Annotated in this window: 11 protein-coding genes; 7 read left to right on the top strand and 4 right to left on the bottom strand. The window is 73.3% G+C overall.

What is annotated here, in order from left to right; translation table 11 throughout:
* The 3 genes from HUW36_RS15960 to HUW36_RS15950 all read left to right on the top strand — a co-directional run.
* A partial coding sequence (locus HUW36_RS15960) for a LysE family transporter (RefSeq protein ID WP_174528896.1) occupies positions 1-399 on the top strand: 399 nt, incomplete at its 5' end.
* 188 nt (positions 400-587) lie between these two features.
* Positions 588-1,226, top strand: a complete 639-nt coding sequence (locus HUW36_RS15955; protein WP_281357527.1) for an acVLRF1 family peptidyl-tRNA hydrolase — start codon at positions 588-590, stop codon at positions 1,224-1,226.
* 166 nt (positions 1,227-1,392) lie between these two features.
* The gene (locus HUW36_RS15950) at positions 1,393-2,580 is read left to right on the top strand and encodes an RCC1 domain-containing protein (RefSeq protein ID WP_174528895.1); all 1,188 of its coding nucleotides are present in this window, start codon (positions 1,393-1,395) and stop codon (positions 2,578-2,580) included.
* 97 nt (positions 2,581-2,677) lie between these two features.
* Here the strand turns inward: HUW36_RS15950 and ypfJ are convergent, their stop codons facing one another.
* Entirely contained in the window at positions 2,678-3,595 is a 918-nt protein-coding gene (gene ypfJ / locus HUW36_RS15945; RefSeq protein WP_174528898.1) for a KPN_02809 family neutral zinc metallopeptidase, read from the bottom strand.
* A 247-nt stretch (positions 3,596-3,842) separates the two neighbouring features.
* On the opposite strand from ypfJ, the gene HUW36_RS15940 reads away from it, so the two are divergent.
* The gene (locus HUW36_RS15940) at positions 3,843-5,450 is read left to right on the top strand and encodes an ABC-F family ATP-binding cassette domain-containing protein (RefSeq protein ID WP_174528894.1); all 1,608 of its coding nucleotides are present in this window, start codon (positions 3,843-3,845) and stop codon (positions 5,448-5,450) included.
* Positions 5,451-5,557: 107 nt separating this feature from the next.
* On the opposite strand, the gene HUW36_RS15935 is transcribed toward HUW36_RS15940, so the two are convergent.
* Complete coding sequence (locus HUW36_RS15935; RefSeq protein WP_246248187.1) at positions 5,558-6,160, bottom strand: cadmium resistance transporter; 603 nt, start codon at positions 6,158-6,160, stop codon at positions 5,558-5,560.
* A gap of 329 nt (positions 6,161-6,489) precedes the next feature.
* Between HUW36_RS15935 and HUW36_RS15930 the strand changes: the two genes are divergently transcribed.
* From HUW36_RS15930 to HUW36_RS15920, 3 genes are all read left to right on the top strand, one after another.
* Positions 6,490-6,717, top strand: a complete 228-nt coding sequence (locus tag HUW36_RS15930; RefSeq protein ID WP_007072022.1) for a helix-turn-helix domain-containing protein — start codon at positions 6,490-6,492, stop codon at positions 6,715-6,717.
* Between the two features lie 46 nt (positions 6,718-6,763).
* The gene (locus tag HUW36_RS15925) at positions 6,764-7,531 is read left to right on the top strand and encodes an enoyl-CoA hydratase/isomerase family protein (RefSeq protein WP_174528892.1); all 768 of its coding nucleotides are present in this window, start codon (positions 6,764-6,766) and stop codon (positions 7,529-7,531) included.
* A 114-nt stretch (positions 7,532-7,645) separates the two neighbouring features.
* Positions 7,646-9,628: an ABC transporter ATP-binding protein gene (locus tag HUW36_RS15920; protein WP_174528897.1), complete on the top strand. Its 1,983-nt coding sequence runs from the start codon at positions 7,646-7,648 to the stop codon at positions 9,626-9,628.
* 11 nt (positions 9,629-9,639) lie between these two features.
* Here HUW36_RS15920 and mug read toward each other — a convergent pair whose 3' ends face one another.
* Both mug and HUW36_RS15910 read right to left on the bottom strand, forming a co-directional pair.
* Positions 9,640-10,263 carry a G/U mismatch-specific DNA glycosylase gene (gene mug, locus HUW36_RS15915; protein WP_174528891.1) on the bottom strand — a complete coding sequence of 208 codons (624 nt, stop codon included), beginning with the start codon at positions 10,261-10,263 and terminating at the stop codon, positions 9,640-9,642.
* Positions 10,264-10,303: 40 nt separating this feature from the next.
* On the bottom strand, positions 10,304-11,065 hold the full coding sequence (locus tag HUW36_RS15910) for an SDR family oxidoreductase (protein ID WP_174528890.1): 762 nt from the start codon (positions 11,063-11,065) through the stop codon (positions 10,304-10,306).
* Between the last annotated feature and the right edge of the window lie 107 nt (positions 11,066-11,172).

The following is an 11,172-nucleotide window of genomic DNA, read 5'->3' as shown; positions in this document are numbered from 1 at the left end:
GTCGCCGCGTCGGTCCTGCTCGGCATCGCCGCGCACGGTCTGTGGCGGGCCTGGTCCGCCCGGCGGGAGGTCACCGCCGCCCCGGTCGGGCGCCTGCTGCACACCCCGGCCCGGGCGTACGCGGCGGTGCTCGGGCTGACCCTGCTCAACCCGGCGACGGTGCTCTACTTCGCCGCGTTGGTGCTGGGCCGCCGCGACGCCGCCGACCCGGACCCGGCGGCCGCCGCGCTGTTCGTCGCCGGCGCGTTCCTGGCCTCGGCGAGCTGGCAGCTGCTGGTGGCCGGGGGCGGTTCGGTGGTGGGCCGCGCGCTGGCCGGGCCGCGTGGACGTCTGGTCACCGGGCTGGTCTCCAGCGCCCTGATCGCCGCGCTGGCGGTCATCACGCTGCTGCCCGGCTGAGTGGCCTGGGAGACCGCGGGGGACTGGTCGGCGCCGGTGACGACGGTGTCCGCTCCCACCCGGCGCACGGTGGCCCTGTGCGCACCGGCCCGCCCCGCTGCTGGGGGGTCAGCGAGGTCCGGCCCGACGGGCCGCCGGCGACGGTGGACGTCGCCGGCTGAGCCGTACCTCTGGGTAGGGTCTGTGCCATGAGCAGCCGACCCGCAGCCGGGGGCGGCCGGTGGGTCGAGGTGGACCCGGCCCGCGTCACCCGCTGGGTCGAGGGCTTCGCCGACCGGCACGGCCCGCCCACCACCACGCCCCTGGGATACGGGTTGCTGCTCACCGCCCCGGACGGCGCCACCGCCGAGCTGCACTCCCCGCCCGGCGCACGCCCCGCGCCGGACCTGGAGGCGTTCGCCGGCGTGGCCGCCGCGCCCCGCCGGCTCGGGCTGCTGCTGGCCCGCAAGGGCGCGGTTGCCGTCGGGGTCGCCGACGGCACCGAGCTGGTGGTCTCCAAGGTGGACACCCGCTACGTGCAGGGGCGCACGGCCGCGGGCGGCTGGTCCCAGCAGCGGTTCGCCCGGCGGCGCGACAACCAGGCGAAGGCGGCGTTGGGCGATGCGGCCGATCTCGCCGTACGCCTGCTGTTGCCGGCGGCCGGGACGCTCGCGGCGTTGGTCTGCGGCGGTGACCGGCGGGCGGTGGACACGGTACTGACCGACCGACGGTTGGCGCCGCTCGCGGCGCTGCGGGTGGAGCGGTTGCTCGACGTGCCGGAGCCCCGGCACGCGGTGCTGGTCGCCGCCGTCTCCGCCGCCCGGGCGGTCCACATCCTGGTCCGCTGAACGGGAAAGATCGCATCAAGTGCGGTCAATCGGTGTCACCAGCAGTGCATCGAACGACGACGATGCATAGGGTCGGTGTCGTGACGTGGTGGGTCTCCGGGCGACCCGCCAGGGCAGCGTCACCTCCGCCAGTCAGGCACCGACATCGTTGGGAGACAGGAACTTCATGAGCGGATATCGAAACGCCCGGTGGCGCCACCGTACGACGCGGCTCCTCGCCGCCGTGGCGGCGATGTGCGCCGCGGGCGTCATGGTCACGGCGGGCCCGGCCGCCGCCGGTGCCGGCACCGCCGTGTCGGCCGCGCCGACGGTCACCGCCGTCACCGCGGGCGGCGCGCACACCTGTGCGATCAGCGCCGACGGTGGCCTGTGGTGCTGGGGATCGAACTATGCCGGCCAGCTCGGCGACGGGACCACCACGAACCGGAGCGCGCCGGCGCGGGTGGACACCGCCACCTGGGCCGCCGTCGACGGTGGCTCCGGCCACACCTGCGGGATCCGCGCCGACGGCACGCTGTGGTGCTGGGGCTCGAACTTCCGGGGTCAGCTCGGCGACGGGACCACCACCAGCCGGAGCGTGCCGGTGCGGGTCGGCACCGCCACCACCTGGGCCCGGGTCAGCGCCGGCCCGCAGCACACCTGCGCCGTGCGGACCGACGGCACGCTCTGGTGCTGGGGCTTCAACCGGACCTCGCAGCTGGGCGTCGGCACCTCGCCGTGGGTCGCGAACACCCCGCTCCAGGTCGGCACCGCGACCAGCTGGGCGGACGTCTCCACCGGCTTCGGGCACACCTGCGGCGTGCGGACCGACGGCACGCTGTGGTGCTGGGGTCTCAGCTCGGACGGTCAGCTCGGCCTGGGCTTCCTGGGCTCCCAGACGACGCCCGCGCAGGTCGGCACCGCGACCTCCTGGACCGGCGTCACCGCCGGGTACGCGCACACCTGCGGCATCCGGTCCGGCGCGCTGTGGTGCTGGGGCGAGAACGGGTACGGGCAGCTGGGCGTGAGCGGCAGCTACCAGACCGCGCCGGTCCAGATCGGCACGACCACCAGCTGGAGCAGGGTCGCGGCGAGCGGCGACACGACGTGCGCGTCCCGCGCCGACGGCAGCCTGTGGTGCTGGGGCAAGAACGCGACCGGGCAGGTGGGCGACGGCACCACCACCCACCGGTCCACGCCGACCCGCGTCGGTGACGCCACCACCTGGACCGGTGGACTCGCGGTGGCCGACCACGCCTGCGCTGTCCGTACCGACGGCGGTCTGTGGTGCTGGGGCGACAACAGCGGTGGGCAGTTGGGCGACGGCACCACCGCCGAGCGCTCCACGCCGGCACAGGTGACCGTGCCGGCCTGACCGGTCGGGGCACGATTCGGGCCGCCGGCCCGCCCGCTGTCGAGGTCAGCGGTGCGGGCCGGCGGCCCGGGGCCGGAGCCGGGTCAGGCGCCCGGTGTCACTGGCTGGAGCCGAAGGTGTCGCACGACTTCGGGTCGCCGGTGGTGAAGCCCTTGGTGAACCACTGCTTGCGCTGCTCGGAAGAGCCGTGGGTGAACTCGTCCGGGTTCACCGGCCGGCCCGAACGCTGCTGGATGGCGTCGTCGCCGATCTTCTCGGCGGTGTCGATCGCCTGCTGGATGTCCTGGTCGGTGATGCTCTTGAAGATCTTCTGGCCCTTGTCGTCGGCGGTGCCGGTGGCGTTCTTCGCCCACGCGCCGGCGTAGCAGTCGGCCTGCAGCTCCAGCTTGACCGAGAGCGCGTTGGCGTTCTGCGGGTCGCGCTGCTGCTGGCGGCGCATCTGCGCCTCGGTGCCGAGCAGGTCCTGCACGTGGTGGCCGTACTCGTGGGCCAGCACGTACGGCTGGGCGAACTCGCCCTCCGCGCCGAGCTGGTCGGCGAGCAGCCGGTAGAACGTGAGGTCGATGTAGACCAGGTCGTCGGCGGGGCAGTAGAACGGGCCCACCCCGGAGTCGGCGGCGCCGCAGCCGGTGCTGACGTTCTGGCTGAAGAACACCGTCTTGGACGGCTGGTACTGCTCGCCGAAGACCTCCGGCATGGCGGTGCGCCAGTAGGCCTGGATCGAGTTGACGTACAGCGTGTTGCGGCAGTCGAGCTGCTTCACCGCGTCCTCGGCCGAGCACTTCTGCTCCAGCGAGGTGTTGTCGCCCTGCTCCGAGCCGCCGCCGTTGGTGGCGGCGTTGAGGCCGAAGCCGCCGCCCACCAGGGCGACCAGCACGGCGATGATGATGCCCACGATCCCGCCCCGGCCGCCGCCGCCCGGGATGGGGATGCCCATCCCGCCTCCTCCTCCGCCGGACCCCCGACGGTCGTCCACCTGACTGGTGTCGACCCGCGCGTTCTCGTTCAGCTCCATGTTGACCCCGATCACCGATGTGTCCGTGTGTGGTGGTTGCGGTACCGGACCGGGTCCGGACGGCGGTTTCGGTACCCGATGATCTTGCGCGGTAATCCGACGGAGCGGGCATCGGGCGCCCGGTACACTTGGCCCCGTGCTGCGCTGCGAAGGCTGAACGGCCCCGCGCCGACGGGAAATCATCACCCGCCGGCGCTTTCGCGTGCCCTGAGTCAGCCCTTCCGGACCCGAGAGCGAGTACTCCGAAATGATCACTGCCACCGGCCTGGAACTGCGCGCCGGTTCCCGGATCCTGCTGTCCGACACCACCCTGCGGGTGCAGCCGGGCGACCGGATCGGCCTGGTCGGCCGTAACGGCGCCGGCAAGACCACCACCCTCAAGGTGCTCGCGGGGGAGGGCCAGCCGTACGCCGGGCAGATCGACAGGCGCAGCGCCATCGGCTACCTGCCGCAGGACCCGCGTACCGGTGACCTGGACGTCACCGGCCGCGACCGGGTGCTCTCCGCGCGCGGGCTGGACGTGCTCATGGCGCAGATGAAGGAGCTGGAGAACAAGCTCGCCGAGGGCGCCGACGACGAGCGGCTGGTCCGCCGCTACGGCGCGCTGGAGGACCAGTTCGCCTCGCTCGGCGGCTACGCGGCCGAGGCCGAGGCGGCCCGGATCTGCGCCAACCTCGGCCTGCCCGACCGTGCCCTGGCGCAGACCATCGGCACGCTCTCCGGCGGCCAGCGCCGCCGCATCGAGCTGGCCCGGATCCTGTTCCGCGACGCCGGCGAGAACGGGGGCGGCATCCTGCTGCTCGACGAGCCCACCAACCACCTCGACGCCGACTCGATCACCTGGCTGCGCGGCTTCCTCGCCAACCACAAGGGCGGCCTGATCGTGATCTCCCACGACGGGTCGCTGCTGGAGTCCGTGGTCAACAAGGTGTGGTTCCTGGACGCCACCCGGTCCGTGGTCGACACCTACAACCTGGGCTGGAAGGCGTACCTGGAGGCGCGGGAGACCGACGAGCGGCGCCGCCGCCGGGAGCGGGCCAACGCCGAGAAGAAGGCCGGCGCGCTGATGGCGCAGGCGGACAAGATGCGGGCCAAGGCCACCAAGACCGTCGCCGCGCAGAACATGGCCCGCCGGGCCGAGAAGCTGATCTCCGGGCTGGAAGAGGTACGCCACGCCGACAAGGTGGCCAAGGTCCGGTTCCCCAACCCGGCGCCGTGCGGCAAGACGCCGCTGACCGCGACCGGCCTGTCCAAGTCGTACGGGTCGTTGGAGATCTTCACCGACGTGAACGTGGCGGTGGACCGGGGGTCCCGGGTGGCCATCCTCGGCCTCAACGGCGCCGGCAAGACCACGCTGCTGCGGATGCTCGGCGGCCTGCTGGAACCGGACACCGGCGAGGTGCGTCCCGGGCACGGGCTGCGGCTGGGCTACTACGCCCAGGAGCACGAGACGCTGGACGTGGACCGGACGATCCTGGAGCACATGCGCAGCGCGGCCTCGGACCAGACCGACACCGACCTGCGCAAGATCCTCGGCGCGTTCCTGTTCTCCGGCGAGGACGTGGACAAGCCGGCCGGCGTGCTCTCCGGCGGAGAGAAGACGCGGCTGGCCCTGGCCACGCTGGTCTGCTCCGGCGCCAACGTGCTGCTGCTGGACGAGCCGACGAACAACCTCGACCCGGTCAGTCGCGAGCAGGTACTCGACGCGATCGCCCGCTACCCCGGCGCGATCGTGCTGGTCACGCACGACCCGGGCGCGGTCTCCGCGCTCAAGCCCGACCGCGCCATCCTCCTCCCGGACGGCGACGAGGACGCCTGGTCCGACGACCTGCTGGAACTGGTCGAGCTGGCCTGATCCCGGACCCCGCTCCTTGCCCGTCGATCATGGGGGTGACGGCACTGTGGAGACCCGGATCGCCGTCGCCTTCATGATCGACGGGGTGGGCCCGTGGGTCCGGTGGGTCAGGTCGGGAGGGCGGCCAGGTGGGGGAGGACGCCGGAGGTGAGCAGGATGGTCGCGCCGATGGCGATGAAGATCGCCGGGACCAGCCAGTGGCCGGCGCGGCCGACGAGCGCCACCACCCGGGGGTGCCCGCCGAGCGCGGCGGCGACCGCGCACCACGCGGCCACCAGCACGGCGAACACCAGCAGCCAGATCAGCCCGGTGACCGGGTCGAGGGCGCGGAACACCGGCACGTAGACGGCGATGTTGTCGGCGCCGTTCGCGATCGTCACCCCGGCGACGCCGAACAGGCTGCCGACGACCGCCGGCGGTTCGTCGTCGTCGCGCCGGGTCAGCAGCGCGCGCACACCGAGCGCGACCGGCAGCAGTCCGAGCAGGCCGGGCCACGGATCCGGCACCACCAGCAGTCCGGCGGCGGCCACCACCGCGACCGCGACGAGCGCGCCGATGCCCGCGTACTGCCCGGTGACGATCTGCCAGGGCCGGGGCCGGCCGCTGCGCCGGGCGGCCACGAACAGCACGGTGAGCACGACGATGTCGTCGAGGTTGGTGGCGGCGAACACGCCGGCCGCACCCGCCGCGGCCGTGATCACGTCGAACACCCCGGGCACGATACGGCCCGCTCGTCCTCCGTCTGGCCCGCCCGTCCCCGGCCCTCCCCGCGCACCCGTCATCCGCATGATCCGCACCGGCTCGCCGAGGTGGAGGTATCCGGAGCGCGGCGGTGCTGCCACTTCGCCGAGGTGGCGCCGACGGGTTCGTCCGGCGGGCCGGTACGGATCGGCCGGTCGGAAGGATCACTCTATCGGGAAGCTGACATTGCGTAGCGTGTCGGTTGGCGAATAGTTGATATCTGGCGCATGATCGTCCGAGGCGGTCTAATAGGTGGGACCGTATCCGAACCGCACAGTCTGGGACGTGAGGAATCAGCATGGCAGCCACCGGCACAGCCACCAGCACTGAGAAGGGTCGCCGGATCGTCGGGGCCGAGCGTCAGACGCTCGCCAAAGACCTGGTAAAGCGGTACACCGGCGGAGAGAGCATCCGTGCTCTGGCGGCCTCCACCGGCCGTTCCTACGGGTTCATCCACCGGGTGCTCACCGAGTCCGGGGTGCAGCTGCGGCAGCGCGGCGGCGCCCGGCGCCGCAAGAAGGCGTGACCCGCCCCCCAGCGTCGTCCATCAGCGCCGCGCTCCGGGTGGTCCGGTGACCGCCGAGACGACCGGAGTGCGACTCGACTGCGACGGGCCGGTCGCGACGGTGACGTTGTGCCGGCCCGACGTGCTCAACGCCCAGACGCCCGCGATGTGGCGCGCGATGAGCGACTTCTCCCGGGACCTGCCCGGTGACGTCCGCGTCGTCGTCGTACGCGGGGAGGGCCGCGCCTTCTCCGCGGGCCTGGACCTGGCGGTCGCCGGTGCCACCGGTCCGGGCTCCTTCGCCGAGCTGGCCACGCTGTCCGAGACGGAGTGCGCCGACCGGATCGCCGAGTACCAGGGCGGTTTCACCTGGCTGCACCGGCCGGACGTCATCTCGATCGCCGCCGTGCAGGGCCACGCCATCGGCGCGGGCTTCCAGCTCGCCCTCGCCTGCGATCTGCGCGTGCTCGCCACCGATGCCAGGTTCTCCATGGCCGAGGTGACCCTCGGCCTGGTCCCCGACCTGGCCGGCACCCGCCGCCTGGTCGAGCTGGTCGGCTATTCCCGGGCCCTGGAGATCTGCGCCACCGGCCGACGGATGGACGCCGCCGAGGCGGACCGGATCGGCCTGGCCACCCTGGTGGTGCCCAACGACGACCTGGACGCCGCCGTCCGTGACCTGTCGGCCGGGCTGCTGGCCAACAACCGGGACGCGATCGTGGAGATCAAGGCCCTGCTCGCCGGCGCGGCCGGCCGCTCGCACGCCGAGCAGCAGCGGGCCGAGCGGGAGGCGCAGACGCGGCGGATCCGGGACCTCGCCGGGCGGGGCGAATAGTAAGGACCGTTCGGGAAGATCCGGGTTACTCGCGAGGTTGTCACAGGCGTCGGGAGAATTGAACCCGACGGTTCATGCTGCCCGACGACCCGGAGGTGACGAATGTCCAACCACATGGCCGGCGGCGGCATGGGCGGGTGGAGCATGCTCCGGTCGCTGCGCAACCGCGACGAGGTCTCCGCCCACCAGCTCAAGCGCGGCACGGCCCGGCGCATCGTCGCGTTCGCCCGGCCCTACCGGCGCGACATCGTCGTCTTCCTGCTCACCGTGATCGTCGCCGCCGTCATCGGCGTGGCCACCCCGTTGCTCGCCGGTGACGTCATCGACGCGATCGCCGGCGGCGGCCCGGACGCCCGGTCCACCGTCGTCCGGCTCGCCCTGGTCATCGCCGCGCTGGCCGTGGCCGACGCGCTCTTCTCCCTGGCCCAGCGGTGGTATTCCGCCCGCATCGGCGAGGGCATCATCCTCGACCTGCGCACCCGGGTCTACGACCACGTGCAGCGGATGCCGTTGCAGTTCTTCACCCGCACCCAGACCGGGGCGCTGGTCAGCCGGCTCAACAACGACGTGCTCGGCGCCCAGCGCGCGTTCACCTCGACGCTGTCCGGGGTGGTCAGCAACGTCATCCAGCTCGTGCTCACCGCTGCGGCGATGCTCGTGCTGTCCTGGCAGATCACCGTGCTGGCGCTGGTGCTGCTGCCGATCTTCATCATCCCGGCCCGCCGGGTCGGCCGGCGGCTGGCCGAGATCACCCGCGAGTCCTACAACCTCGACGCCAAGATGAACGCCACCATGACCGAGCGGTTCAACGTCTCGGGCGCGTTGCTGGTCAAGCTCTTCGGCGCCCCCGAGGTCGAGGCCACGCGGTTCGCCGGCCGGGCCGAACGGGTCCGGGACATCGGCATCCAGTCCGCGATGTACTCCCGCACCTTCTTCGTGGCGATGCTGCTGGTCGCCTCGCTCGCGCAGGCGCTGACCTACGGTCTGGGCGGCTGGCTCGCCGTCGCCGGCGCGGTCAGCGCGGGCACCGTGGTCAAGCTGGCGCTGCTGCTCACCCGCCTCTACGGCCCGCTCACCGCGCTGTCCAACGTCCGGGTCGACGTGATGAGCGCGCTGGTCTCCTTCGACCGCGTCTTCGAGGTGCTCGACCTGCGCCCGGGCATCGAGGAGAAGCCGGACGCGGTGCCGGTCCCGCCGCGCAACGGCCGGGTCGAGTTCCGCGACGTGCGGTTCCGCTACCCGACCGCCGCCGAGGTGTCGCTGGCCTCGCTGGAGGAGGTCACCACGCTCGACCGCACGGTCAACGAGCCGGTGCTCAAGGGTGTCTCGTTCGCCGTCGAGCCGGGGCAGATGGTGGCCCTGGTCGGCCCGTCCGGCGCCGGCAAGTCGACGTTGTCCATGCTGATCTCCCGGATCTACGACGTCACCGACGGCCAGGTGCTCGTCGGTGGAGTCGACGTGCGCGACGCGACGCTCGCCTCGTTGCGCGACGAGATCGGGGTGGTGACGCAGGATTCGCACCTGTTCCACGAGACGATCCGGGAGAACCTGCGCTACGCCAAGCCCGACGCCACCGACGACGAGATCTGGGCGGCGCTGGCCGGCGCGCAGGTCGCCGACCTGGTGCGGGCGCTGCCCGACGGGCTCGACACCACCGTCGGCGAGCGGGGCTACCGCTTCTCCGGTGGTGAGAAGCAGCGCATCGCGATCGCCCGCCTGCTGCTGAAGGCACCGTCGATCGTGATCCTCGACGAGGCCACCGCGCACCTCGACTCGGAGAGCGAGGCGGCGGTGCAGCGGGCGCTGTCGGTGGCCCTGACCGGGCGTACCGCGCTGGTGATCGCGCACCGGCTCTCCACCGTGCGCGACGCCGACCAGATCCTGGTGCTCGACGAGGGGCGCATCGTCGAGCGCGGCCGGCACGACGAGCTGGTGGCGGTCGGCGGTCTCTACGCCGAGCTCTACCGCACCCAGTTCGCGGTCACCGACTCGCCGGCGCCCTACGCCGAGCCGGAGCAGACCGAGCCGGTGGTGACCACCGTGCCGATGGGCACGTACGTCGCCCAGGAGAGCATGCCGCCCGCCGCCGCCAACTAGGGACGGCAGCGTCACCTCCGATCGGTGACGGCCGTCCGTAGCTCGCCGAAGGCGACGCCGAGCGTCTCCGGGGTGAAGTGGGCGTTCAGCCCACTCGGATTGGGCAGCACCCAGAGCCGGGCCGGCCCGAGGTGCTCCGGCTGCGGCCCGAAGCCGGCCTTCGGCCGGGCGAACCCGATCCGGTACGCGGTCACCCCGACCACCGCCACCCAGCGCGGCCGGTAGTGCTCGACCTTCGCGGTCAGCGCGCGGGCGCCGTCGACCAGTTCCTCGGCGGTCAGCTCGTCGGCGCGGGCGCTGGCCCGGGCCACCATGTTCGTGATGCCCAGTCCCAGCGCGGGCAGCGTGTCCTGTTCGCTGGGGTGCAGTTGGCGCGGGGTGAAGCCGCCGCGGTGCAGCGCCGGCCAGAACCGGTTGCCGGGGCGGGCGAAGTGCCAACCGGTGGCCGCCGACCACAGGCCGGGGTTGATGCCGACGAAGAGCACGTCCAGCCCGGGCGCGATCACGTCGGGCAGCAGGCGGTCGGCCGCGGCGGCGAGCTGTTCCCGGCTGGGTCGGGGGTGGCGCCGGGCCGGCGTGCCCGGACCGGGCGCGGGCTCGGGTCGGCCACCGGCCGGACGACGTCGATCGCTCACCGAACCGCCCCCACCGGCCGCGAGGCCACCTCGGCCGTCCTCACAGGCCGCGCAGGGCGCCGCCGTCGACCGGGACGCTCACCCCGGTGACGTAGCCGGCGGCGGGGGAGAGCAGGAACGCGGCCACCCGGCCGAACTCGGCGGGGTCGCCGATGCGGCGCAACGGGATCGCGGCCTCGGCCTCGGCGCGGGCCCGGTCGGCATTGCCGGCGGCGGCCAGCAGCTCCCGGTTGCGGTCCGTCATGATCCGCCCCGGCAGCAGGCTGAACACCCGTACGCCGCGTGGACCGTACTCGTCGGCCATGTCCTTGGCCACGCCGGCGAGGCCGGGCCGCAGGCCGTTGGAGATGCCGAGGCCGGTCAGCGGACCCCGGACCGAGGTGGAGAGCACCAGCCCGATCGCGCCGCCGTCGCCGAGCGCGCCGGCCACCGTGCGCGCGACCCGGACGCTGCCCAGGAAGACCGTCTCGAAGGACTCCCGCCACTGCGCGTCGGTGACCTCGGCGGCGGTGCCCCGGGGCGGGCCGCCGACCGAGACCAGCGCGCCGTCGAGCCGGCCGAAGTGTTCCCGGGCCGCCGCGACCAGCCGCTCCGGGGTGCCGGGGTCGGTGAGGTCGGCGGTCAGCCCGATCGCCCGTTCCGGATCGCCGAGCGCCTCGATCGCGGCGGCCACCCGTTGCGGGTCGCGGGCGGAGATCACCACCCGGGCGCCGTCGGCGACGAGCTGTTCGGCGGTGGCGAAACCGAGGCCGCCGGAGGCGCCGGTCAGCACGTACACCCGGTCGGCGAGTCCGAGATCCATGCCTGCGATCCTGCCGTACCGCGGGGCGCCTGTCAGCGCGGGGCGGGTCGCAGCAGGCGTACCCGGCCGGCGAGCTGGGCGGCGACGGCGCCGCCGGCCCGGGCGAC

It is taken from the genome of Micromonospora maritima (assembly GCF_902825405.1).
GTDB classification, from domain to species: Bacteria; Actinomycetota; Actinomycetes; order Mycobacteriales; family Micromonosporaceae; genus Micromonospora; species Micromonospora maritima.
The sequence above is the reverse complement of the archived record's forward strand: the minus strand, read 5'-3'. Positions and strand labels throughout refer to the sequence as shown.

Excerpts from the sequence above, each read along its gene's own strand:
- HUW36_RS15950 (WP_174528895.1), top strand. The coding sequence starts at position 1,393 with ATGAGCGGATATCGAAACGCCCGGTGGCGCCACCGTACGACGCGGCTC.
- ypfJ (WP_174528898.1), bottom strand. The coding sequence starts at position 3,595 with ATGGAGCTGAACGAGAACGCGCGGGTCGACACCAGTCAGGTGGACGAC.
- HUW36_RS15955 (WP_281357527.1), top strand. The coding sequence starts at position 588 with ATGAGCAGCCGACCCGCAGCCGGGGGCGGCCGGTGGGTCGAGGTGGAC.
- HUW36_RS15910 (WP_174528890.1), bottom strand. The coding sequence starts at position 11,065 with ATGGATCTCGGACTCGCCGACCGGGTGTACGTGCTGACCGGCGCCTCC.
- HUW36_RS15930 (WP_007072022.1), top strand. The coding sequence starts at position 6,490 with ATGGCAGCCACCGGCACAGCCACCAGCACTGAGAAGGGTCGCCGGATC.
- HUW36_RS15940 (WP_174528894.1), top strand. The coding sequence starts at position 3,843 with ATGATCACTGCCACCGGCCTGGAACTGCGCGCCGGTTCCCGGATCCTG.
- HUW36_RS15920 (WP_174528897.1), top strand. The coding sequence starts at position 7,646 with ATGGCCGGCGGCGGCATGGGCGGGTGGAGCATGCTCCGGTCGCTGCGC.